Annotated in this window: 23 protein-coding genes; 4 read left to right on the top strand and 19 right to left on the bottom strand. The window is 68.3% G+C overall.

The features are described 5' to 3' along the window. The first annotated feature begins 4 nt into the window (after nt 1–4). Nucleotides 5–1,351 (top strand): HAMP domain-containing sensor histidine kinase, encoded by a 1,347-nt coding sequence (locus ACJ7VY_RS02105; RefSeq protein WP_313256452.1) that lies wholly within the window; start codon nt 5–7, stop codon nt 1,349–1,351. A gap of 255 nt (nt 1,352–1,606) precedes the next feature. Here the strand turns inward: ACJ7VY_RS02105 and glmU are convergent, their stop codons facing one another. After that, nucleotides 1,607–2,974, bottom strand: a complete 1,368-nt coding sequence (glmU, locus tag ACJ7VY_RS02100) for a bifunctional UDP-N-acetylglucosamine diphosphorylase/glucosamine-1-phosphate N-acetyltransferase GlmU (protein WP_409476277.1) — start codon at nt 2,972–2,974, stop codon at nt 1,607–1,609. Between the two features lie 280 nt (nt 2,975–3,254). Between glmU and ACJ7VY_RS02095 the strand changes: the two genes are divergently transcribed. After that, a complete protein-coding gene (locus ACJ7VY_RS02095) occupies nt 3,255–3,638 on the top strand; it encodes a GtrA family protein (protein WP_104937931.1) in 384 nt (127 codons plus the stop codon). 290 nt (nt 3,639–3,928) lie between these two features. On the opposite strand, the gene ACJ7VY_RS02090 is transcribed toward ACJ7VY_RS02095, so the two are convergent. From ACJ7VY_RS02090 to ACJ7VY_RS02050, 9 genes are all read right to left on the bottom strand, one after another. Continuing rightward, the gene (locus ACJ7VY_RS02090; protein ID WP_054661996.1) at nt 3,929–4,351 is read right to left on the bottom strand and encodes a F0F1 ATP synthase subunit epsilon; all 423 of its coding nucleotides are present in this window, start codon (nt 4,349–4,351) and stop codon (nt 3,929–3,931) included. Between the two features lie 83 nt (nt 4,352–4,434). Further along, the gene (gene atpD / locus ACJ7VY_RS02085; RefSeq protein ID WP_104937930.1) at nt 4,435–5,841 is read right to left on the bottom strand and encodes a F0F1 ATP synthase subunit beta; all 1,407 of its coding nucleotides are present in this window, start codon (nt 5,839–5,841) and stop codon (nt 4,435–4,437) included. 37 nt (nt 5,842–5,878) lie between these two features. Further along, entirely contained in the window at nt 5,879–6,742 is an 864-nt protein-coding gene (atpG, locus tag ACJ7VY_RS02080) for a F0F1 ATP synthase subunit gamma (protein WP_104937929.1), read from the bottom strand. A 78-nt stretch (nt 6,743–6,820) separates the two neighbouring features. Then, a complete protein-coding gene (gene atpA, locus ACJ7VY_RS02075) occupies nt 6,821–8,368 on the bottom strand; it encodes a F0F1 ATP synthase subunit alpha (RefSeq protein WP_104937928.1) in 1,548 nt (515 codons plus the stop codon). 44 nt (nt 8,369–8,412) lie between these two features. After that, nucleotides 8,413–8,940 carry a F0F1 ATP synthase subunit delta gene (locus ACJ7VY_RS02070; RefSeq protein ID WP_104937927.1) on the bottom strand — a complete coding sequence of 176 codons (528 nt, stop codon included), beginning with the start codon at nt 8,938–8,940 and terminating at the stop codon, nt 8,413–8,415. Between the two features lie 3 nt (nt 8,941–8,943). After that, nucleotides 8,944–9,414, bottom strand: a complete 471-nt coding sequence (locus ACJ7VY_RS02065) for a F0F1 ATP synthase subunit B (RefSeq protein WP_104937926.1) — start codon at nt 9,412–9,414, stop codon at nt 8,944–8,946. Nucleotides 9,415–9,525: 111 nt separating this feature from the next. Beyond that, nucleotides 9,526–9,828 (bottom strand): F0F1 ATP synthase subunit C, encoded by a 303-nt coding sequence (gene atpE / locus ACJ7VY_RS02060; RefSeq protein WP_054661978.1) that lies wholly within the window; start codon nt 9,826–9,828, stop codon nt 9,526–9,528. 74 nt (nt 9,829–9,902) lie between these two features. Further along, nucleotides 9,903–10,700: a F0F1 ATP synthase subunit A gene (gene atpB, locus ACJ7VY_RS02055; RefSeq protein ID WP_409476276.1), complete on the bottom strand. Its 798-nt coding sequence runs from the start codon at nt 10,698–10,700 to the stop codon at nt 9,903–9,905. Nucleotides 10,701–10,727: 27 nt separating this feature from the next. After that, nucleotides 10,728–11,093: an ATP synthase subunit I gene (locus tag ACJ7VY_RS02050; protein WP_199776756.1), complete on the bottom strand. Its 366-nt coding sequence runs from the start codon at nt 11,091–11,093 to the stop codon at nt 10,728–10,730. A gap of 410 nt (nt 11,094–11,503) precedes the next feature. Here ACJ7VY_RS02050 and ACJ7VY_RS02045 point away from each other — a divergent pair, with 410 nt between their 5' ends. Continuing rightward, nucleotides 11,504–12,328, top strand: coding sequence for a hypothetical protein (locus tag ACJ7VY_RS02045; RefSeq protein ID WP_240212947.1), 825 nt, complete (start codon nt 11,504–11,506; stop codon nt 12,326–12,328). A 106-nt stretch (nt 12,329–12,434) separates the two neighbouring features. Here the strand turns inward: ACJ7VY_RS02045 and ACJ7VY_RS02040 are convergent, their stop codons facing one another. The 5 genes from ACJ7VY_RS02040 to ACJ7VY_RS02020 all read right to left on the bottom strand — a co-directional run bounded on the left by ACJ7VY_RS02040 (nt 12,435) and on the right by ACJ7VY_RS02020 (nt 17,489). Next, on the bottom strand, nt 12,435–12,830 hold the full coding sequence (locus ACJ7VY_RS02040) for a DUF6624 domain-containing protein (RefSeq protein ID WP_409476275.1): 396 nt from the start codon (nt 12,828–12,830) through the stop codon (nt 12,435–12,437). Beyond that, a complete protein-coding gene (locus ACJ7VY_RS02035) occupies nt 12,831–13,142 on the bottom strand; it encodes a hypothetical protein (protein WP_409476274.1) in 312 nt (103 codons plus the stop codon). Nucleotides 13,143–13,201: 59 nt separating this feature from the next. Next, nucleotides 13,202–15,358, bottom strand: coding sequence for a dihydrolipoyl dehydrogenase (gene lpdA, locus ACJ7VY_RS02030; protein ID WP_409476273.1), 2,157 nt, complete (start codon nt 15,356–15,358; stop codon nt 13,202–13,204). Between the two features lie 17 nt (nt 15,359–15,375). After that, nucleotides 15,376–16,752, bottom strand: a complete 1,377-nt coding sequence (locus ACJ7VY_RS02025) for a dihydrolipoyllysine-residue acetyltransferase (protein WP_104937921.1) — start codon at nt 16,750–16,752, stop codon at nt 15,376–15,378. 152 nt (nt 16,753–16,904) lie between these two features. Beyond that, nucleotides 16,905–17,489 carry a DNA-deoxyinosine glycosylase gene (locus ACJ7VY_RS02020; RefSeq protein ID WP_409476272.1) on the bottom strand — a complete coding sequence of 195 codons (585 nt, stop codon included), beginning with the start codon at nt 17,487–17,489 and terminating at the stop codon, nt 16,905–16,907. Between the two features lie 197 nt (nt 17,490–17,686). Here ACJ7VY_RS02020 and ACJ7VY_RS02015 point away from each other — a divergent pair, with 197 nt between their 5' ends. Further along, nucleotides 17,687–18,337: an OmpW/AlkL family protein gene (locus ACJ7VY_RS02015; RefSeq protein ID WP_161614310.1), complete on the top strand. Its 651-nt coding sequence runs from the start codon at nt 17,687–17,689 to the stop codon at nt 18,335–18,337. Between the two features lie 90 nt (nt 18,338–18,427). Here ACJ7VY_RS02015 and ACJ7VY_RS02010 read toward each other — a convergent pair whose 3' ends face one another. The 4 genes from ACJ7VY_RS02010 to ACJ7VY_RS01995 form a co-directional block, all read right to left on the bottom strand. Next, complete coding sequence (locus ACJ7VY_RS02010; protein WP_104937918.1) at nt 18,428–19,186, bottom strand: YiiX/YebB-like N1pC/P60 family cysteine hydrolase; 759 nt, start codon at nt 19,184–19,186, stop codon at nt 18,428–18,430. 228 nt (nt 19,187–19,414) lie between these two features. Then, on the bottom strand, nt 19,415–20,215 hold the full coding sequence (locus ACJ7VY_RS02005; protein ID WP_312347921.1) for a MetQ/NlpA family ABC transporter substrate-binding protein: 801 nt from the start codon (nt 20,213–20,215) through the stop codon (nt 19,415–19,417). A gap of 31 nt (nt 20,216–20,246) precedes the next feature. Continuing rightward, on the bottom strand, nt 20,247–20,936 hold the full coding sequence (locus tag ACJ7VY_RS02000) for a methionine ABC transporter permease (protein ID WP_104937916.1): 690 nt from the start codon (nt 20,934–20,936) through the stop codon (nt 20,247–20,249). Further along, nucleotides 20,933–21,940: a methionine ABC transporter ATP-binding protein gene (locus ACJ7VY_RS01995; RefSeq protein WP_104937915.1), complete on the bottom strand. Its 1,008-nt coding sequence runs from the start codon at nt 21,938–21,940 to the stop codon at nt 20,933–20,935. The genes ACJ7VY_RS02000 and ACJ7VY_RS01995 overlap by 4 nt, the downstream gene beginning before the upstream one ends. Nucleotides 21,941–21,969: the final 29 nt, after the last annotated feature.

Here is a 21,969-nt window from a genome sequence, read left to right as displayed (position 1 = left end):
CATGCTGAGAACCCGCTCCTTCACCTTCCGCCTGTTCCTGCGCCTGTTGCCGGTGCTGGGCCTGGCCGCGGCGCTGCCGTGGCTGCTGGCTTACTGGATGGACCGCGGCTGGGTGGTCACCGTGGTTTCCACGGTGCTGCTGCTGTCGCTGATGTGGTGGACGCTGCGCCGCGCCACCGCGCCGATCCGGTCGCTGCTGCGCTCGCTGGCGGGCATCACCAGCAGCTACCGCGACGGCGAGTACAACTTCGGCGTGCACTGGCGCGGCGACGACGAACTGGCGCAGCTGGTCAAGGCGCATGCCGAGCTCGGCGACGTGCTGCGCGAGCAGCGCCAGGCGCTGGTGCAGCGCGAGCTGCTGCTCGACACCATGGTGCAGAACACGCCGGTGGCGATGCTGCTGCTGGCCGATGGCGGCGATGGCGTGCAGCGCGTGGCGTTCTCCAACATCTCCGCGCGCAAGCTGCTGCACGGCGGCTGGAAGCTGGAAGGCAAGCGCATGCACGAGCTGCTGGAAAACATGCCGGTGGAGCTGCGCAATGCCATCGCCCGCGGCGGCGACAGCCTATTCGCGGTGCGCGAGGCCGACGGCGACGAGGACGACGAGCAGATCTACCACCTGTCGCGGCGCAGCTTCCATCTCAACGGCCGCCCGCACGACCTGCTGCTGCTGCGCCTGCTCACCGCCGAGCTGCGGCGCCAGGAAGTGCAGACCTGGAAAAAGGTGATCCGCGTCATCAGCCACGAGCTCAACAACTCGCTGGCGCCGATCGCCTCGCTCGCGCATTCCGGCGCCGAGCTGGTGCGGCGCGGGCGCGTCGAGCGGCTGGAGGACATCTTCGGCACGGTCGAGGAACGCGCGCGGCACCTAGAGGGTTTCATCCGTGGCTACGCGCGCTTCGCCAAGCTGCCGCAGCCACAGCTGCAGACCGTGGCCTGGGGGCCGTTCCTGCGCGGGCTGCAGCAGCAGATCCCGTTCCGCATGGTGCCGCCGCCCGAGGACCTGTGCAGCCGGGTCGATCCGGCGCAGTTCTCGCAGGCGCTGCTCAACCTGCTCAAGAACGCGCACGAGGCCAGCAGCGACAACGGCGTCACCGAGGACACGGTCGAGGTACGGCTGGCGCGGCTGCCGCATTGGCTGCGCATCGAGGTGCTGGACCGCGGCACCGGCATGAATGAAGCGGTGCTGCAGAACGCGCTGATGCCGTTCTACTCGACCAAGCGCAACGGCACCGGCCTGGGCCTGGCATTGACCCGCGAAATCGTGGAAGCGCACGACGGCCGCATCTCCCTGCAGAACCGCAACGACGGCGGTCTGTGCGTAACGCTGCTGCTGCCGGCCGGCGGCTGACCCGCGGCGGCGCGCCTGCCGCATCGCGCTAGCGTGCGTCGCCGGCGATGGCGGTTGCCGCGGTGGCTGCCGGCACCGGCCCGGCGTACCGATACCACGCGCCGCACACGTATACCCGCGGCACTGCCCGGCGCGCGTCGCCACCCGGCCGGCATTGCGGGCCGGCACTGCGATGGACGCCTCCAATAGTGGGCGCTACGTGCACAACCGGTGCCGCCCGCGCATTGCCGCAGCGCCGCCGCCGCGGCCGGCAGCTCAGGCCTTCTTCTGCGGGCGCTTCCAGCCTTCGATGGTCTGCTGGCGGCTGCGCGCCACCGTCAGCCGGTCCTCCGGCGCATCGCGGGTGACCACCGAGCCGGCGGCGATGGTGGCGCCGTCGCCCAGCGTCACCGGCGCCACCAGCGAGCTGTTGGAGCCGACGAACACGCGGTCGCCGATACGGGTCTGGAACTTGTTCACGCCATCGTAGTTGCAGGTGATGGTGCCGGCGCCGATGTTGCTGCCGCTGCCGATCACCGCATCGCCCAGGTAGGTGAGGTGGTTGGCCTTGCTGCCCTTGCCCAGCGTCGCGCTCTTGGTCTCGACGAAGTTGCCCACGTGCACGCCGTCGGCCAGCACCGTGCCCGGGCGCAGCCGGGCGAACGGGCCGATCAGCGCGGCGCCGTCGCTGACCACGCCGTCCAGGTCGCAGTGCGGCCGCACCTGGGTGCCGGCACCGAGCTTGACGTCCTTCAGCCGTACGAAGGCGCCGATGGTGACGCCATCGCCCAGCTCGACCTCGCCCTCCAGCACCACGTTGGCGTCGATCTGCACGTCGCGGCCGACCTTGACCGTGCCGCGCTGGTCGAAGCGCGACGGGTCGAGCAGGCGCACGCCCTGTTCGCACAGCGCACGCGCCGCGCGCAGCTGCCAGGCCCGCTCGAGCTGCGCCAGCTGCCAGGGATCATTGGCGCCCTCGGCTTCCTGCGGGTCGGCCACGTGCACCAGCAGCGCCGGGGTGTACTCGGCGGCCGCCGCGGCGAACACATCGGTCAGGTAGTACTCGCCCTGTGCGTTGGCGTTGGACAGGCCCGACAGCCAGCGCCGCAACGCGGTCGATTCGGCGGTGATGATGCCGGTGTTCACGGTGCGGATGCGCTTCTGCTCGTCGTTGGCATCCTTCTGTTCGACGATGGCCGCGACCTTGCCTTCGGCATCGCGCACCACGCGGCCGTAACCGCCCGGGTCGTCGAGTTCGGCCACCAGCACCGCGAGCCGCGGCGCGTCGTGCAGCAGCGCGCGCAGGGTATCGGCACGGATCAGCGGCACGTCGCCGTACAGCACCAGCACCTGCGCGGTATCCGGTACCGCCGGCATCGCCTGCAGCACGGCGTGGCCGGTGCCCAGCTGCTGCACCTGCTCCGCCCAGGCCAGGTCGTCCTGGCCGGCGAAGGCGGCGCGCACGGCCTCGCCACCGTGGCCGTGCACCACGTGGATGCCGGCAGGCTGCAGCTGGCGCGCGGTCTCGATCACGTGCGCCAGCATCGGCCGCCCCGCCACCGGTTGCAGCACCTTGGGCAGGGCCGATTTCATGCGCTTGCCGGCGCCGGCGGCGAGGATGATGACGTGCAGCGGGTGGCTCATCGGCGGACTTCCGGTAATCGATGCAGGGATTCTAAGAAGGCACCGGCAGGCCGTCGAGCGCGGTGGCGCGGCACGACCCGCATGTGCGTGGCAGGCCTGCGGCGCGCCTGCCGCCGGCCCCGTGCGTCAGGCGCACGATCGCCACGGGAAATCCCGCAGCTGGACGATGCCCCGCGCAGGGCGCGCGACCACTGCAGCGCACGTGCCCCGCGCGCGCCATGGGCATGCGGCCGCCGCCAGCGGGTAGCATGGGCGCCTTTCCCTGCCTGCGTTCATCCCGATGACCCTGTTGCGACAAGGCGGTCGCTATATCGCCGCCGGCCTGATGCAGTTGCTGCTGGACTGGCTGGTGTTCGTGGCGGCCACCGCCGCCGGCCTGCCGCCGGTGCCCGGCAACCTGCTCGGGCGCGGCAGCGGTGCCCTGCTCGGCTTCTGGCTCAATGGCCGCTACACCTTCCCGCGCGCGGACGGACGCCGCCACGGCTGGAAGCACTTCGCCCGCTTCCTCGCGTTGTGGCTGCTGATGACCGCCGCCAGCAGCGGGCTGCTGGCATGGACCACGCACGCGCTGGGGCTGCAGATGGCATGGCTGGCCAAGCCGCTGGTGGAAGGCGGGCTGGCGGTACTGAACTTCTTCCTGCTGCGCCACGTGGTCTACCGCTGACCGGAGCGATGCGCGGTGCCGGCCTGGTTGCTCGATGGGGACGCGGGGTTCGCTCCGCAGGGGGACTTTCCGGCGAGGTGCGTGCCGGGCAAGCCCGGCACCTACGGGGGCGACATGCCCGGCGAGGCGCCGGGCCGGCCTGGTTGCTCGATGGGGATGCGGGGTTCGCTCCGCAGGGGGGACTTTCCGGCGAGAGGCGCGTGCCGGGCGAGCCCGGCACCTACGGGTGGGCAGCCAACGAAAAACGCCGGGCAAGCCCGGCGTTTTTCGTTACCTTGACCGCACTGTGCTCAGTGCTTGAGGTTGCGGCGCAGGCGTTCCAGCGCCTGCAGCTGCGCGGTGACTTCGGCCAGGCGCTGCTGCGCCTCGGCCAGCTCCATGGCTTCGCCACGGTTGGCCAGCACGCGCTCGGCTTCTTCCTTGGCCTTGCGCACCGCCGCCTCGTCGATGTCGGTGGCGCGGATGGCGGTGTCGGCCAGCACGGTCACGACCTGCGGCTGCACTTCCAGGATGCCGCCGGAGATGGCGAAGTCCAGGTGCTCGCCGGCGGCGGTGGTGACCACGACCTTGCCCGGCTTCAGGCGGGTGATCAGCGGCGCATGCTTGGGCGCGATGCCCAGCTCGCCCAGCTCACCGGTGGCCACGACCAGGGTCGCTTCGCCGCTGAAGATCTGCTGCTCGGCACTGACGATGTCGCAACGGATGGTGCTCATGGAACTCTCTTCGCCTGGTTGGGTGGGCCTGCGCCCACCGCAGGATGCCGCAGAGGCGGAGCGGACTCCGCCTCACGCCGGAATTAGGCCTTTTCGGCCATCTTCTTGGCCTTCTCGACCGCTTCTTCGATGCCGCCGACCATGTAGAACGCCTGCTCCGGCAGGTGGTCGTACTCGCCATCGACGATGGCCTTGAAGCCACGGATGGTTTCCTTCAGCGGCACGTACTTGCCCGGCGAGCCGGTGAACACTTCGGCCACGTGGAACGGCTGGCTGAAGAAGCGCTCGATCTTGCGCGCGCGCGACACGGCCTGCTTGTCTTCCTCGGACAGCTCGTCCATGCCCAGGATGGCGATGATGTCCTTCAGCTCCTTGTACTTCTGCAGGGTCTGCTGGACGCGCTGGGCGGTTTCGTAGTGCTCGTTGCCGATGACCTGCGGGTCCATCTGGCGCGAGGTGGAATCCAGCGGGTCCACCGCCGGGTAGATGCCCAGCGAGGCGATCGAGCGCGACAGGGTCACGGTCGAGTCCAGGTGGGCGAAGGTGGTGGCCGGCGACGGGTCGGTCAGGTCGTCCGCGGGCACGTACACGGCCTGGATCGAGGTGATCGAACCGGTCTTGGTCGAGGTGATGCGCTCCTGCAGGACGCCCATTTCCTCGGCCAGGGTCGGCTGGTAGCCCACCGCCGACGGCATGCGGCCCAGCAGCGCGGACACTTCGGTACCGGCCAGCGTGTAGCGGTAGATGTTGTCGACGAACAGCAGCACGTCCTTGCCCTTGCCGTTGGCGTCCTTCTCGTCGCGGAAGTACTCGGCCATGGTCAGGCCGGTCAGGGCGACGCGCAGGCGGTTGCCCGGCGGCTCGTTCATCTGGCCGTACACCATCGCCACCTTGTCCAGGACGTTGGAGTCCTTCATCTCGTGGTAGAAGTCGTTGCCCTCGCGGGTACGCTCGCCCACGCCGGCGAACACGGACAGACCCGAGTGCGCCTTGGCGATGTTGTTGATCAGCTCCATCATGTTGACGGTCTTGCCGACGCCGGCGCCGCCGAACAGGCCGACCTTGCCGCCCTTGGCGAACGGGCACATCAGGTCGATGACCTTGATGCCGGTTTCCAGCAGTTCGGTCGAGGACGACTGGTCTTCGTACGACGGCGCGGCGCGGTGGATTTCCCACGAATCGGAGGCGGCGACCGGGCCGGCCTCGTCGATCGGGCGACCCAGCACGTCCATGATGCGGCCCAGGGTGCCGGCGCCGACCGGCACCGAGATGGCGCGGCCGGTGTTGTTGGCGACCAGGCCACGCTTCAGGCCATCGGTGGAACCCAGCGCGATGGCGCGGACGATGCCGTCGCCGAGCTGCTGCTGGACTTCCAAGGTGATGTCGGTGTTCTCGACCTTCAGCGCGTCGTACACCTTCGGCACGTCGCTGCGCGGGAATTCGACGTCGACGACGGCGCCGATGATCTGAACGATCTTGCCCTGACTCATTGCTGCATCCTCTAATTAAATGCTTTGACTGTGCGCGTCAGACTGCTGCCGCGCCGCCGACGATTTCGGAGATTTCCTGGGTGATCGCTGCCTGGCGGGCCTTGTTGTAGACCAGCTGCAGGGTTCCGATCAGCTTGTTCGCGTTGTCGCTTGCCGCCTTCATCGCCACCATGCGTGCCGCGTGCTCGGAAGCAACGTTCTCCAGCACGGCCTGGTACACCAGCGACTCGATGTAGCGCGTGATCACGTGCTCGAGCACGGTCGCGGCATCGGGTTCGTACAGGTAGTCCCAGTCGTGCGAGGCGACCTGCGTGTCGCTGGCCGGCAACGGCAGCAGCTGGTCGAAGGACGCCTTCTGCGTCATCGTGTTGATGAAGCGGTTGTAGACCAGGTACACGCGATCGACCTTGCCTTCGGTGAAGGCGTCGAGCATCACCTTGATCACGCCGATCAGCGTCTCCAGCTTCGGCTGGTCGCCGATGTGGGTGACGCTGCCGACCATGTTCACGTTGACCCGGCGGAAGAACACGCTGGCCTTCTGGCCGATGGTCACCATGTCGATCTCGGCGCCCTTTTCCTGCCAGCCGCGCATTTCGGCCACGGCCTTGCGGAACAGGTTGTTGTTCAGGCCGCCGGCCAGGCCGCGATCCGAGGAGATCACGATGTAACCCACGCGCTTGACGTTGTCGCGCTCGACCAGGAACGGATGCTGGAAGTCGGTGCTGGCCTGGGCCAGGTGGCCGATCACCTGCTTCATCGCCTGCGCGTACGGACGCGAGGTCTTCATCCGATCCTGCGCCTTGCGGATCTTGGAGGCGGAGACCATCTCGAGCGCGCGCGTCACCTTGCGGGTGTTCTGCACGCTCTTGATCTTGGTTTTGATTTCGCGTCCGCTTGCCATCTCTTATTCCCATGGAGCGGGGGCCTTCCCCCGCTGTGTCACAGTGAAGCGGGGCCAAGGCCCCGCTCTACGTGCGGCTTACCAGCTGCCGGTGGTCTTGAACTCGGAGATGCCCTTCTTGAAGGCGGCTTCGATCTCGTCGTTCCAGGCGCCGGTGGCGTTGATCTTGGCGGTCAGCTCGCCGGCGGTGTTGGCGAAGTGGGCGTGCAGGCCCTCTTCGAACGCCAGCAGCTTGTTGACCGGCACGTCGTCCAGGTAACCCTCGTTGACGGCGTAGATCGACAGCGCCTGGTTGGCGATGGACATCGGCGCGTACTGCTTCTGCTTCATCAGCTCGGTGACGCGCTGGCCACGCTCCAGCTGCTTGCGGGTCGCTTCGTCCAGGTCCGAGGCGAACTGCGCGAACGCCGCCAGCTCACGGTACTGGGCCAGCGAGATGCGGATGCCGCCGGACAGCTTCTTGATGATCTTGGTCTGGGCCGAGCCACCGACGCGCGACACCGAGATACCGGCGTTCACGGCCGGGCGGATGCCGGCGTTGAACAGGTCGGTTTCCAGGAAGATCTGGCCGTCGGTGATCGAGATCACGTTGGTCGGGACGAACGCGGACACGTCGCCGGCCTGGGTCTCGATGATCGGCAGCGCGGTCAGCGAACCGGTCTTGCCGGTGACCTTGCCCTCGGTGAACTTCTCGACGTACTCCTCGGACACGCGGGCGGCGCGTTCCAGCAGGCGCGAGTGCAGGTAGAACACGTCGCCCGGGTAGGCTTCGCGGCCCGGCGGACGCTTCAGCAGCAGCGAGATCTGGCGGTAGGCCACGGCCTGCTTGGACAGGTCGTCGTACACGATCAGCGCGTCTTCGCCGCGATCCATGAAGTACTCGCCCATGGTGCAGCCGGCGTAGGCGCTGATGTACTGCATCGCGGCCGACTCGGAAGCGGTGGCGGCCACGACCACGGTATGGGCCAGCGCGCCGTTCTCTTCCAGCTTGCGCACGATGTTGGCCACGGTCGAGGCCTTCTGGCCGATCGCGACGTACACGCACTTGATGCCGGTGCCCTTCTGGTTGATCACCGCGTCGATCGCCATGGCGGTCTTGCCGGTCTGGCGGTCACCGATGATCAGCTCGCGCTGGCCACGGCCGATCGGGATCATCGAGTCGACCGACTTGTAGCCGGTCTGCACCGGCTGGTCGACGGACTTGCGCCAGATCACGCCCGGGGCAACGCGCTCCACCGGAGCGGTCAGCGAGGTGCCCAGCGGGCCCTTGCCGTCGATCGGCTCACCCAGCGCGTTGACCACGCGGCCGAGCATTTCCGGACCCACCGGCACTTCCAGGATGCGGCCGGTGGTCTTGGCCACGTCGCCTTCGCGCAGGTGCTCGTAGTCGCCCAGCACCACGGCGCCGACCGAGTCGCGCTCCAGGTTCAGCGCCAGCGCGTAGGTGTTGTTCGGCAGCTCGATCATTTCGCCCTGCATCACGTCGGCCAGGCCGTAGATGCGCACGATGCCGTCGGACACCGAGGTCACGGTGCCTTCGTTGCGCGATTCCGCGGACAGCGCGACCTTCTCGATGCGGTTCTTGATCAGTTCGCTGATTTCGGAGGGGTTGAGCGTGGTAGCCATCGTCAAGTCCTAGTGCCGGCGATCAAGCCGGACGATAAGTGAATTCAGTTTGCGAGCGCGGTCTGCAGGCGCGACAGCTTGCCCTTGAGCGAACCATCGATGACCACGTCGCCGGCATCGATCACGGCGCCGCCGATCAGCGAAGCGTCCACCGCGGTCGACACCTCGACGTCGCGGCCGAAGCGGCGACGCAGCGCGAGCTTGATCTTTTCCAGCTCGTCGGCCGACAGCGCGGCCGCCGAGGTGACGGTGGCCTTGACCACGTTCTCGGCTTCGGCGCGCAGCTGGTCGAACAGGCCGGCGATCTCCGGCAGCTGCTGCAGGCGGTGCGATTCGGCCAGCAGGTTCAGGAAGCGGCCGTAGGTTTCGCCCGCCGCTTCCGGGGCCAACAGGGCCACGGCGTCGCCGCGGGCCAGCTCCGGATTGGACAGCAGGGCCGACACGCGCGGATCGGCGGCAACGCGGGCGGAGAACGCAAGTGCTTCGGACCACGGCGCGAACTTGCCTTCCTCGCGCGCAATCGCGAACGCGGCGCGGGCATACGGGCGGGCAAGCGTGAGGGCCTGGCTCATCTATCAGATCTCCGCGGCCAGCTCGTCGAGCAGCGCCTTGTGGGCGTTGGCGTCGATTTCGCGCTTGAGCAGCTTCTCGGCACCGGTCACGGCCAGCACGGACACCTGCTTGCGCAGGTCTTCGCGGGCGCGGTTGGCGGCGGCGTCGATTTCAGCCTGGGCCAGTTCTTTCTGGCGGTTGGCTTCGGCGATGGCTTCGTTCTTGGCGGCCTCGACGATCTGGTTGGCGCGGGCATGGGCCTGGTCGATGATCTCGTTGGCCTTGCCACGGGCTTCCTTCAGCGCCTCGTTGACCTTCACTTCCGCCTGGGCCAGGTCTTTCTGGCTGCGATCGGCCGCGGCGAGGCCTTCGGCGATCTTCTGCTGGCGCTCTTCGATGGCCTTCATCAGCGGCGGCCAGATCTTGGTCGCGATGATCCAGATCAGCGCGGCAAAGGCCAGTGCCTGTGCAAAGAGGGTGAGATTGATATTCATGGGTTAGCTCGATCGCTGGTGTCGGGGTGGTTGCGCCGCCGTGGCGGCGCAACCGGACCTTCATCCGAAGCCGGATGCCCGCAGGCACCCGGCCGTCTCACTTCAGCTGGATCAGCCCGCCAGCTTGGCGGCTTCGGCCAGCAGGGCAGCGGCCAGCGGGTTGGCGAAGGCCAGCAGCAGGCCGACGGCGACCGAGATGATGAACGCGGCGTCGATCAGGCCGGCGGTGATGAACATGCGGACCTGCAGGACCGGGATCAGTTCCGGCTGGCGGGCAGCCGATTCCAGGAACTTACCAGCCATGATGGCCAGACCCAGACCGGCGCCCAGCGCGGCCAGGCCGATCATGATGCCGACGGCAAGGGCGGTGGAGCTCTGAACTTGGGCGAGATTGGTCAGGACGGCGAAGTACATGGTTTTCTCCGAGAACTAAGGGTAGCTAAGGGTGATGAAACGGATGAAGGTTGGAACTGGTTGAAGCTTGTAGCTTAGTGGCTGTCTTCCGACAGGCTCAGGTACACGATCGACAGCATCATGAAAATGAAGGCCTGCAGCGGAATCACCAGCAGGTGGAACAGCATCCAGCCCAGGCCGAACACGCCACCGGCAACAGCACCGAACAAGCCGGCGCCGCCCAGCACCCAGATCAGCAGGAAGACGATCTCGCCGCCGAACATGTTGCCGAACAGTCGCATCGCCAGGGAGATCGGCTTGCTCAGCCACTCGACGATGTTGAGGATCAGGTTGAACGGCATCATCCACTTGCCGAACGGGGCGGTCAGGAACTCCTTGACGAAGCCGACCAGGCCCTTGGAACTGAGCGAGAAGAAGACCATCAGGAAGAACACGCTGATCGACATGCCCAGGGTGGCATTGACGTCGGCGGTCGGCACCGGCTTCCAGTAGTGGACGCCCGCCCATTCCAGCGGCTTGGCGATGAAGTCGGCCGGGATCATCTTGATGAGGTTCATCAACAGGATCCAGAAGAAGATGGTGATCGCGATCGGCGTCACCAGCTTGCTCTTGCCGTGGTAGGTGTCCTTGGCCTGGCGGTCGACGAACTCCAGGCAGATTTCAACGAACGCCTGCCACTTGCCCGGCACGCCGGCGGTGGCCTTGCGGGTGGCCATCCAGAAGGCGAACACCATCAGCAGGCCCATCAGCACCGCGGTGACGACGGTATCGACATGGATGGTCCAGAAGCTGCCGCCGTCCCCGACCTTGACGGTCAGGTTCTGCAGGTGATGCTGGATATAGGTGGTAGGGGTTAGAGCCTCGCCCGCCATGAGTCCGGATACCTTTTGTGAATTCGATCAACGCCTGGCCAGAGCCAGAACCTGGAACATCAGCGCCACTGGAATCGCTGCCAGCAGGGCCAAGGGAGGAAGCCGCCACCAGACGAACGCCATTGCCAGCACGGCGACAATCAGCACGATCTTCAGCGCGAACCCCAGGAACATGCGGATCATCGCCGAACCGGCGGCCTGAACGCCGCCGCCGAGTCCCACCCATGCCGCCAGCACCGTCCCCGCCACCACCGCCACGCCGGAAACCAGCGCGCCCAGGGCGTACTTCGGCCCCAACAGCAGGAAGGCCAGCGCGAGGACAACCACTGCGACCAGCGGGTACACCGCGGCACGCAGCATCAGCCGCCGACCCGCATCAACGGAGTTCAGCACGTGGAATGTCCTGCTTCATGGAACAAGGAGATCTGGCGGCGCCGGGGGCGCCTCGTCGAGCCGCGAAAGTATAGCAGCGGGACATTTTGCGAGACAACCGCCACAAGCCGCCCCCCTGCGGATCGCAAGTTGCGGCATTTACTGGAATTTTCAGCCGTCCCGGGTTAGGGCGGGCGAATCCCGTTTTTGCGCTGCAACATGCGGAACTTCGGCCGCGGCGGCGGGTCACACCTGCACGTCCGCCGCCATTACCTCGTCGATGTGCGCGACGGACGCACCGGGCGAGGTGGCCCGCCCAGGGCCACCTCGCCGCATTTTGCACGCCGCGTGCACTCCGCGGTCACGCAGGTGTCACACCGCTTCGGCCACGGTAGCCGCTCCCTGATTTCCTACACGGAGCGAACCGAACGATGCGCCTCCCCCCGCACCTCCCGACCTGCGCCTCCTGCGCGCTTGCCCTGGCCCTGCTGCAGGCCGCGCCTGCCCACGCCGCGGACGGCGATCCGCGCTTCACCCTGCGCCTGGGCGCGATGAACATCGATTCGTCCAATACCCTGCGCGGCAGCGGCACGGTCGGCGGCCAGGAACTGGCGTTCGACGAGGATTTCGACCTTGGGGGCAAGGAATGGGAGCCGCGCGTGGACGGCCTGTTCCGCATCAGCGAGCGGCAGCGGCTGATCTTCGATTACTTCCGCTACGACAAGGACCGCCGCCAGGCGCTGGGCGAGAGCATCAGCTTCGACGGCACCACGGTGCCGGCCGGCAGCTTCGTCAAGGGCAACCTGAAGTACCAGGTGGCCAGCCTGGTCTATGACTACGCGGTGGTCGACGGCGAGCGTTTCGACCTTGGCCTGCAGCTCGGCGCCGAGTACGCCAAGGTGGACGCCAACGCCTATGCCGACCTCGGCCAGCTGTACCAGGGCCAGGTGCTCGACGAGAAGACCGACGGCATCGCCCCGGTGGTCGGCGCGCGCCTGACCTTCACCCCGTCCGAACACTGGCTGATCAACCTGCAGGGCCAGTACCTCAACACGCGCTGGGGCAACTTCGATGACTACGAAGGCGACCTGAGCCGCGCCAACGCCATCGTGCAGTACAACGTCAACCCGAACTTCGGCATCTTCGCCGGCTACGACTGGTTCAAGCTCGACGTCGACCGCAAGGGCAGCGACGGCCTCATCGGCCTGAAGCAGGAATTCAAGGGCCCGCTGGTCGGCGTGAGCCTGTCGTTCTGACCCGGCCGGTCACGGCATGCGTGGCGGCGGGCCATGCCCGCCAGGCGCCGTGCAGGCAACCCGGCACCGCGCGGCATGGCACCGCGTCCCGGCACCGATGGCAGGCCTACAGCAGCCTGCCTTCGGCATCGGTGGCCGGCGCCGGGAACATCTGCGCCGCGACGCAGAGGTAATCGGCCAGCGGCATCTGCCCGATGCTGGCGCGGCGCTGGTCCACCTGTTCCGGCGCTTCCATGGCCTTGGGCTGCCACCTGCCACCGATGGCGGCGAGCTGGCTGCCGTAACGCTGCGGCTTGCCGGCGTTCACCAGCACCCGGTCGGTCAGCAGGGCGAATTCGCGCGATGAGACCTCGCCGCTGGCCAACCGCGGCGCCAGCCCGTCCAGCACCTGCCGCTGCAAGCCGGCATCGGCGTCGGCGTGCTGCACCAGCAGCCAGGCCGCGCGCAGGCCATCCACGCCGACCGCGCGCACGTCCGGCAGCCCCCCATGATCGGCGACCACCTACCTGATCTTCGCCAGGTTTGCCGCGTCCACCGCAAGCATCTTCTCGACCATCGCCTGCGACCAGTCGCCGTCGCGCGCCTGCTGGTCCAGGCGCGCCATTTCCAGCAGTTGTTCGCGCAACCGCGGTTCGGACGGCTCGATGCCGGCGCTCCTGCGCGCCAGTGCCTGTTCGCGCAGCCTGTCCGCCTCCACGAACGGCGCCGCACCCGGGCATTGCAGCAGCGCCGCGTCCAGCTGCGGGTCCGCCTCCTCCGCCAGCGCACCGCCCGCACCTGGCAGCCACACTGCCGCCACGATCGCTCGCCACATTTCCCTGTTCCTGCAGACGCCGGAAACGACGACGCCCCGGTGAAGGGGCGTCGCGTGGATCACTTCTTCTTCGGGAGGTACAGGTCGGTGATGGTGCCGTCGTAGATCTCCGAAGCCATCGCCACCGATTCGCTCAGCGTCGGGTGGGCGTGGATGGTATGGCCGATGTCCTCGGCCTCGGCACCCATCTCGATGGCCAGGCCGATTTCGGCCAGCAACTCACCGGCATGCACGCCGACGATGGCGCCGCCGATCACACGATGGGTCTCTTCGTCGAAGATCAGCTTGGTGAAGCCCTCGGTGCGGCCGATGCCGATGGCGCGGCCGCTGGCCGCCCACGGGAACTTGGCCACGCCAACCTTCAACCCCTTGGCCTTGGCCTCGGTCTCGGTGACGCCGACCCAGGCGATCTCCGGGTTGGTATAGGCCACCGACGGGATCACCCGCGCCACCCACTCCTTCTTCTCGCCAAACGCCACTTCCGCGGCCAGCTTGCCCTCGTGCGTTGCCTTGTGCGCCAGCATCGGGTTACCGACGATGTCGCCGATGGCGAAGATGTGCGGGACGTTGGTGCGCATCTGCCGGTCGACCGGGATGAAGCCGCGGTCGGTCACTTCCACGCCGGCCTTGTCGGCATCGACCTTCTTGCCGTTCGGCGCGCGGCCCACGGCCACCAGCACGCGGTCGAAGGTGCCGCTTTGCATCGCCGGCTTCTCGCCCTCGGTGGCGGCCTCGAAGGTCACCGTGATGCCCTTCTTGTCGGCGGTGACGCCCGAGGCCTTGGTCTTCAGGTGCACTTCGATGCCCTGCTTCTTCAGGCGCTCGGCCAGCGGCTTGACCAGGTCCTTGTCGGCGCCCGGCATCAGCTGGTCCATGAACTCGACCACGGTGACCTGGGCACCCAGCGCGCTGTACACGGTGGCCATTTCCAGGCCGATGATGCCGCCACCCACGACCAGCAGCGACTTCGGCACGTCGGCCAGTTCCAGCGCGTCGGTGGAGTCCATCACGCGCTTGTCGTCCCACGGGAAGTTCGGCAGCTTCACCGCCCGCGAGCCGGCGGCGATGATGCACTGCTCGAAGCGCAGCAGCTGGGTCTTGCCGTCGTCGCCGGTGATCTCCAGTTCGTTGGCCGAAACGAATTTCGCCACGCCCTGCACGGTGCGCACCTTGCGCTGCCTGGCCATGCCGGCCAGGCCCTTGGTCAGCTGGCCGACGACCTTTTCCTTGTACTCGCGCAGCTTGTCCAGGGTGATCTTCGGCTTGCCGAAGGCGATGCCCAGTTCATCGGCATGCGCGGCATGGTCGATGATCTCGGCCGCGTGCAGCAGCGCCTTGGACGGAATGCAGCCGACGTTGAGGCAGACGCCACCGAGGCTGGCGTAGCGCTCGACCAGCACCGTATCCATGCCCAGGTCGGCCGAACGGAACGCGGCGGTGTAGCCGCCCGGGCCGGCGCCCAGCACCACCATGCGGCACTCGATGTCGGCGGCGCGGCCGGTCGACGGCAGCGCCCGCGCGGCCACGGCCGGGTCCGGCGCGCGGTGCGACGGGGTCACCGGCGGCTTGCTGCCCGGCGCCACGTTGCCGGCGCCGGCCACGGGCGTGGCGCCCTGCGCGTCCAGCACCACCACCACGTCGCCCTCGGACAACTTGTCGCCGAGCTTGACCTTGATCTCCCTGACCACGCCGGCGGCGGTGGACGGCACTTCCAGCGTGGCCTTGTCCGATTCCAGCGTCACCAGCCCCTGGTCCTTCTTCACCGTGTCGCCCACGGCCACCAGGATCTCGATCACCGGCACGCCGCTGTAGTCGCCGATGTCCGGCACCTTGATCTCGACCGGGCCGGTTGCGGCCGGGGCCGGAGCCGCCGGCGCGCTCACTACCGCCGGCGCGGCCGCAGCCGCGGCGGCTGGCTGCGCGGCGGGAGCCGGCGTTGCGGCGGGGGCGGCAGGCGCAGGTGCGGCGGCCGCGCCTGCGGCTTCCAGCACCACCACCACGTCGCCCTCGGACAGCTTGTCGTCGAGCTTGACCTTGATCTCCTTGACCACGCCGGCGGCGGTGGACGGCACTTCCAGCGTCGCCTTGTCCGATTCCAGCGTCACCAGGCCCTGGTCCTTGGCCACCGTGTCGCCCACGGCCACCAGGATCTCGATCACCGGCACGTTGCTGTAATCGCCGATATCGGGGACTTTGACTTCAATCGTGTTCGCCATCTTTCAAGTCCTCGGGATCAGAGCAGCACGCGGCGCATGTCGGCCAGCACCTGCGACAGGTACGTGGTGAAGCGCGCGGCCAGGGCGCCGTCGATGACGCGGTGGTCGTAGCTCAGCGACAGCGGCAGCAGCAGCTTCGGCGCGAACTCCTTGCCGTTCCAGACCGGCTGGATCGAGGACTTGGAGACGCCCAGGATGGCCACTTCCGGGGCATTGACGATCGGGGTGAACGCGGTGCCGCCGATGCCGCCCAGCGAGCTGATCGAGAAGCAGCCGCCGCTCATCTCGGCCGGGCCCAGCTTGCCGTCGCGCGCCTTCTTCGCCAGCTCGCCGGTTTCCTGCGCGATCTGCACCACGCCCTTCTTGTCCACGTCGCGGATGACCGGCACGACCAGGCCGTTCGGCGTGTCGGCGGCAAAGCCGATGTGGAAGTACTTCTTCAGGGTCAGGTTCTCGCCGCTGGCATCCAGCGAGGCGTTGAATTCCGGGAACTTCTTCAGCGCCGCGGCGCTGGCCTTGATCAGGAACGCGAGCATGGTCAGCTTGATGCCGGCCTTCTCGTTCTCCTTGTTCAGCGCCACGCGCAGCGCTTCCAGGTCGGTGATGTCGGCCTGGTCGAACTGGGTGACGTGCGGAATCATCGCCCAGTTGCGTGCCAGGTTGGCGCCGGAGATCTTCTTGATCCGCGACAGCGGCTGCACTTCGGTCTCGCCGAATTTGCTGAAGTCCACCTTCGGCCACGGCAGCAGGTTCAGGCCACCGCCAGCGGCCACCGGGGCGCCGGCCACGGCAGCACCGCCGCCGGTCAGCGCGCCCTTGACGAACTTCTGCACGTCGGCCTTGGTGATGCGGCCGCCCTTCTCGGTGCCAGCCACCTGGGCCAGGTCCACGCCCAGCTCGCGGGCGAACACGCGCACCGCCGGGCTGGCGTAAGGCACGTTGGACGGCAGCACGCCCTCGGCGTTGAACTGCACCGGCGGGCTGGCCGGCTTGCTGGCGGCCAGCACGGCTTCCTGCGCGATTTCGCGCTGGGCCAGCTTGTCCGCCACCGGGGCCACGGCCACCGGCTCGACCCTGGCGCCGGTCTCGGCGGTCGGCTCGACCTTGGCCGGTGCGGCCGGCGCGGCGGCGGCGGCCGGCTTTGCGCTCTCCTCGGCCACTTCGATCAGCGCCACGACCTTGCCCTCGGACAGGGTGTCGCCGACCTTGACCTTGATTTCCCTGACCACGCCGGCCACGGCCGACGGCACTTCCATGGTCGCCTTGTCCGATTCCAGCGTGACCAGGCCCTGGTCCTTCATGACCGTATCACCGACGGCGACCAGCACTTCGATCACCGGGATGTCGCTGTAGTCACCGATATCGGGGACAACTGCTTCCTTGATTTCGGCCATGAAACTACTCCAGCAACAGTGAGGGAAACTCCTATTGTGGCGCCAGTGCGGCGCAGCGCCAACCGCCGCCCGTGGATTCGCATACGTATGTCCGCGGACAGGGACGGGCCATGGCAGGCCGGGCGCGGCTGCGCGCGCCCGCCGCGCGGGCATCACCGGCCAGGTGCCTGTCCCGGCCTGTCTCCACGGCCAGGCACCGCGGAAATGGACTGTTCCGCCACCGGCAACCACGGCGCCAGCCGGCGCCATTCATCCAGCAGCCGCGCGAACGACCAGGCGGCGTTGGCCGGGCTGGTGGACGGCAGCGCCAGCACGGTCACTCCATGTCCGGCCGGCAACGCGGGGCGCACATGGCGCTCGAACGCCTGCGCCGCCGCGGCGCCGTTGCAGGCGATGGCGCGCAGATGCGGCAGCCGCCCGACCAGTTCCGGCAGCGGGTTGGCGACTTCGCTGCCGCGGACGATGGCCGCGTCCAGGCTGCCGCGCCGCCGGCACCGGCCGATCACGTCCCACAGCCCGACACCAGCTCCCTGCAGCCGGGCCAGCCGCAATGGATAGTCGAGTGCCGGGTCGAAACCGCACAGCGCCCCCATCAGCGGCCAGAAGCGATTGCGCGGATGCGCGTAATAGCGCGCCGCCTGCAGGGAGGCCATGCCCGGCATCGAACCGAGCACGAGTACGCGGCAGTGCGCGTTCACCTGCGCAGGCAACCCCAGCAGCAGTGTTTCGTTCGTCACGCGCGACCCAACTCCATGAATGATCCTGCCGCAGCCGCGCCCGCCATTCCGGGCGTGGCGCCATTTTCGCTGAACGACAGAGCATGAGGGCATTGGCGCGTACGGATCGATTCATCCTGCCGCGGCGAGGATGGGCGCGCCCCGAGCGAGGGCCTCGATAACAACGCAATCCCGAGAGCACTACGAGGAGTCACCCCATGCGTACCATCAAGATCATGAGTTTCGCCGTCCTGGGCGCCCTGGCGCTGTCGCCCGCCGCGTTCGCGCAGGACGCCGGCGCCGCGCCGGCCGATACCGCCTCCGGCAAGCGCTTCGCCGTCGTCGGCGGCGTGACTCTGCTGCAGCCCAAGAGCGGCCCGGCCACCGGCATCGACAAGGTCGACGGCGGCCCGGCGCCGACGCTCAGCGCCAGCTACTACTTCAACGACAACGTCGCGGTCGAACTGTGGGGCGCGGCGGACAAGTTCGACCACCGCGTGCGCACCAGCGGCGGCGCCAAGGCCGGTACGGTCGAGCAGCAGCCGCTGGCGCTGAGCGCGCAGTACCACTTCGGCGCGGCCGACAACGTGTTCCGTCCGTTCGTGGGCGCGGGCTACTACGAGTCGAACTTCAGCAACGAGAAGATCGACGGCCTGGCCGCCGGCGGCGACCACGTGGGCCTGCGCACCGCCAAGGGCGCGATCGGCACGGTCGGCGTGGACATGAACATCAACTCCACCTGGTTCGCCCGTGCCGACGCGCGCTACATGCATGCCCGCCCGGAACTGAGCGTGGCCGGCAGCGGCACCGGCGAGAAGCTCAAGCTGGACCCGTGGACCGTGGGCTTCGGCATCGGCGCGCGCTTCTGATCCAGCCCGCAAACGGCGCCAACGGCAGGCACGGACCGTCCGCGGTCCGTGCCTGTCGCGTTCATGGCCCGCGGCACTGCGCCAGCAAGATCATGGCGTACCGTCGTCGCCCCACTGCAGGGTGCGGTAATCGAAGCCCGACTGCAGCCGCGGCTTGACGATCTCGAAGAACGGCGACACGTCGAAATCGCGCGGCGTGTACAGGCTGTAGTTGCGGATATGCAGGATCTCGCGCTGCTGCTGGCGGCCGCCGGCATGGCCAAGCACGGTCTCGATCCCGGGCAGGATCGGGTAGCGGATCGACTCGAACGCCTGCGCCAGCAGGGTCGAGCAGATCGCCTTGGTCGGCTCGCCGCTGCCCAGCGCGATCATGCGCCGGCGCATGTGCCCGGGCACCGGCGGCAGGATCAGGTAGCGCGCCAGGTCGAACACGTTCTTCAGGTCGTAGCTGTAGCCGATGCGCGCGCGCATGAAGCCGACCAGCTGGTCGATGACCGGCGGCGGCAGTCCGTGCGCGCGGCAGATGCGGGTATGCACGTCACTGAACGCGTCCAGCGGCACCCGCCGCACACCTGCTTCCACGTCCACGTCGATCAGCATCGGCCGCCGCGGCCCGCCCGGCTCCAGCGCTTCCTCGCCGATATACAGCGCCGCGTGCGACCAGGTGGACTGGGTGAGGTACTTGATGACGGTGGAGAAGCGGCTGTTGCCTTCCACCAGCAGCACGTCGCCACGGCGCAGGGTGCGCGCCAGCAGCTGCGGGCCACTGGTGGGCGGATGCGCCTGCCGGCGCCGCGGCTGTGCCAGGAAATGCGCCATGCGGCGCCCGGCAAAACGCAGCAATCCCATCCCTGCCCCTCCGCGAAAGCGTGGGGGGAAGCCTAGCCCCCGCCGCCGCAGCCGCACAACCGCTCGGCGCATGGCAGCGGCGCCTTGCGCGGCGTGCGCCAGCGGCATGTTGCCCGGCGCTACGCCAGGAGCAGGCCCGCGTGGTTGCGGAATCCAGCGGCGTCACACCGACGCCGGCGGCGCGCAGGGCGCCGCCGCACGCGCGGGCTGGCGATGCGCGGTTCGCGCTCAGAACGCCGGCAGCACCGCCCCCTTGTACTTGTGCTCGATGAAGGCCTTCACTTCCGGGCCGGTCAGCGCCTTGGCCAGCTTCTGCACGCGCGCGTCGTCGCGGTTGTCCGCGCGCGCGACCAGGAAATTCACGTAGGGCGAATCCTTGCTTTCGATCGCCAGCGCATCACGGGTCGGGTCGAGCCCGGCGTCGAGCGCGTAGTTGGTGTTGATCAGCGCCAGGTCGACCTGGTCGAGCACGCGCGGCAGCATCGCCGAGTCCAGCTCGCGGAACGTGAGCTGCTTGGGGTTGTCGACGATGTCGCGCTGGGTGGACAGCGCGTTGGATGGATCCTTCAGCTTGATGACGCCGGCCTTGTCCAGCAGGATCAGCGCGCGGCTGTTGTTGCTCGGGTCATTGGGAATGACCACGTCGGCACCGGCCGGCAGCTCGGCCAGCGACTTGACCCGGCGCGAATAGGCGCCGAACGGCTCGATGTGCACGCCGACCACGGTCACCAGCCGGGTCTTGCGGTCGCGGTTGTAGGCATCCAGGTACGGCTCGGTCTGGAAATAGTTGGCATCCACCTGTTTCTGCACCAGCTGGTCGTTGGGCTGCACGTAGTCGTTGAACACGCGCACGTCCAGGGTGACGCCCTGCTTCTGCAGGATCGGCTTGACCACTTCCAGGATCTCGGCGTGCGGCACCGCGGTGGCGGCCACCACCAGCCGGGATTCGTCGGTGGCGGGCTTGCCGCAGGCCGCCAGCGCCAACACGGCGGCAGCGGCGAGCAACGGACGGAACAGGGAAGTCTTCATCGGTATTCCAGTGCGGCGGGAGGGGAGCCGCTCAACGGCGAGTGTAGTGGCGTACCAGGCGGTCGCCCAGCATCTGCAGCAGCTGCACCAGCACCAGCAGCAGCACCACCGTGACCAGGGCCACGTCGGTGTGCGAACGCTGGTAGCCGTCGCGGAACGCCAGGTCGCCGAGGCCGCCCGAACCGATCGCGCCGCCCATGGCGGTGAAGCCGATCAGGGCGATGGTGGTGACCGTGGCGCCGGCGATCAGCCCCGGCCGCGCTTCGGGCAGCAGCACCTTGAACACCAGCTGCGCGGTGGTGGCGCCCATGGCCTGGCTGGCCTCGATCACGCCGCGGTCGACCTCGCGCAGCGCGGTCTCGACCAGCCGCGCGTAGAACGGCGCGGCGCCGACCACCAGCGGCAGGATCGCGCCGCGCACGCCCAGCGAGGTGCCCATCAGCGCCAGCGTCACCGGGATCAGCACGATCATCAGGATGATGAAGGGCACCGAGCGCAGCACATTCACCACGAGCGCGGTGAGCCCGTACAGCAGCGGGCGGCGGTGCAGCTGCGGCGAGCCGGTGAGGAACAGCAGCACGCCCAGCGGCAGGCCGATGGCCAGGGTCAGCGGCAGCGAGCCGGCCAGCATCAGCAGGGTGTCGACGGTGGCCTGGCCGATGTCGGCCCATTTGCCGGCATCCAGGTGGCGGAAGAAGCCGTCGGTGGTGGTGGCGATCATCGGCGCAATTCCTCCACGTGCACGCCGGCCTCGACGAAACCGGCCTGGGCGGCGTTCTGGTCGCCGCCCACCAGGGCGACGGTCAGCTGCCCGTAGGGCGTGTCCTTGATCCGGTCGATGCGGCCGGACAGGATGTTGTAGTCCACCCCGGTCTGCCGCGCGATGCGGCCCAGCAGCGGTTCGTAGGTACCGTCGCCGAGGAAGGTCAGGCGCACGATACGCCCGCCCACGGCGGCGAAATCGCGGTGCAGTTCACCCTCGTCCACGTGCTCGGATTCGGACACGAAGCGGCGCGTGGTCGGGTGCTGCGGATGCAGGAACACCTCGCTCACCGGCCCGCTCTCGACCAGGCGGCCGGCATCGAGCACCGCCACCCGGTCGCAGACCCGGCGGATCACGTCCATCTCGTGGGTGATCAGCACGATGGTCAGGCCCAGTTCGCGGTTGATCTTCGCCAGCAGCGCCAGCACCGAGGCGGTGGTCTGCGGGTCGAGCGCGCTGGTGGCCTCGTCGCACAGCAGGATCTTGGGCGCGGTGGCCAGCGCGCGGGCGATGCCCACCCGCTGCTTCTGCCCGCCGGACAGCTGTGCCGGGTACTTGGCCGCGTGCGCTTCCAGGCCCACGGTATGCAGCAGCTCGGCCACGCGTGCGTCGATCCGCGCCTTCGGCGTGCCGGCCAGCTCCAGCGGGAAGGCGACGTTGCCGGCCACGGTGCGCGCCGACAGCAGGTTGAAGTGCTGGAAGATCATGCCGATGCGCCGGCGCAGCGCGCGCAGCCCCTCGGCGTCGAGCGCGGTGGCATCCTGGCCGTCGATCAGCACGCGGCCGCCGCTGGGTTCCTCCAGGCGGTTGATCAGGCGGATCAGGGTCGACTTGCCGGCCCCCGAATGGCCGATGATGCCGAACACCTCGCCGGCGCCGATCGCCAGGTCGAGCGGATGCAGCGCGGTGATCGCGCGGCCGTCCACGGCATAGGATTTGTGCAGGTTCTGGAACTCGATCACGGCCAGGCAGCAGGCGGACGGAAGGGCGG

Origin of the sequence: Stenotrophomonas sp. Y-13, assembly GCF_046267925.1 — a bacterium.
Taxonomy (GTDB): domain Bacteria; phylum Pseudomonadota; class Gammaproteobacteria; order Xanthomonadales; family Xanthomonadaceae; genus Stenotrophomonas; species Stenotrophomonas acidaminiphila_A.
Note: the sequence above shows the minus strand (reverse complement) of the source record. Positions and strands in the feature narration are given on the sequence as shown.

Coding starts and splice junctions, on each gene's coding strand:
- glmU (WP_409476277.1), bottom strand. CDS start 2,974: ATGAGCCACCCGCTGCACGTCATCATCCTCGCCGCCGGCGCCGGCAAG.
- ACJ7VY_RS02095 (WP_104937931.1), top strand. CDS start 3,255: ATGACCCTGTTGCGACAAGGCGGTCGCTATATCGCCGCCGGCCTGATG.
- ACJ7VY_RS02090 (WP_054661996.1), bottom strand. CDS start 4,351: ATGAGCACCATCCGTTGCGACATCGTCAGTGCCGAGCAGCAGATCTTC.
- atpD (WP_104937930.1), bottom strand. CDS start 5,841: ATGAGTCAGGGCAAGATCGTTCAGATCATCGGCGCCGTCGTCGACGTC.
- atpG (WP_104937929.1), bottom strand. CDS start 6,742: ATGGCAAGCGGACGCGAAATCAAAACCAAGATCAAGAGCGTGCAGAAC.
- atpA (WP_104937928.1), bottom strand. CDS start 8,368: ATGGCTACCACGCTCAACCCCTCCGAAATCAGCGAACTGATCAAGAAC.
- ACJ7VY_RS02070 (WP_104937927.1), bottom strand. CDS start 8,940: ATGAGCCAGGCCCTCACGCTTGCCCGCCCGTATGCCCGCGCCGCGTTC.
- ACJ7VY_RS02065 (WP_104937926.1), bottom strand. CDS start 9,414: ATGAATATCAATCTCACCCTCTTTGCACAGGCACTGGCCTTTGCCGCG.
- atpE (WP_054661978.1), bottom strand. CDS start 9,828: ATGTACTTCGCCGTCCTGACCAATCTCGCCCAAGTTCAGAGCTCCACC.
- atpB (WP_409476276.1), bottom strand. CDS start 10,700: ATGGCGGGCGAGGCTCTAACCCCTACCACCTATATCCAGCATCACCTG.
- ACJ7VY_RS02045 (WP_240212947.1), top strand. CDS start 11,504: ATGCGCCTCCCCCCGCACCTCCCGACCTGCGCCTCCTGCGCGCTTGCC.
- ACJ7VY_RS02035 (WP_409476274.1), bottom strand. CDS start 13,142: ATGTGGCGAGCGATCGTGGCGGCAGTGTGGCTGCCAGGTGCGGGCGGT.
- lpdA (WP_409476273.1), bottom strand. CDS start 15,358: ATGGCGAACACGATTGAAGTCAAAGTCCCCGATATCGGCGATTACAGC.
- ACJ7VY_RS02025 (WP_104937921.1), bottom strand. CDS start 16,752: ATGGCCGAAATCAAGGAAGCAGTTGTCCCCGATATCGGTGACTACAGC.
- ACJ7VY_RS02015 (WP_161614310.1), top strand. CDS start 17,687: ATGCGTACCATCAAGATCATGAGTTTCGCCGTCCTGGGCGCCCTGGCG.
- ACJ7VY_RS02010 (WP_104937918.1), bottom strand. CDS start 19,186: ATGGGATTGCTGCGTTTTGCCGGGCGCCGCATGGCGCATTTCCTGGCA.
- ACJ7VY_RS02005 (WP_312347921.1), bottom strand. CDS start 20,215: ATGAAGACTTCCCTGTTCCGTCCGTTGCTCGCCGCTGCCGCCGTGTTG.
- ACJ7VY_RS02000 (WP_104937916.1), bottom strand. CDS start 20,936: ATGATCGCCACCACCACCGACGGCTTCTTCCGCCACCTGGATGCCGGC.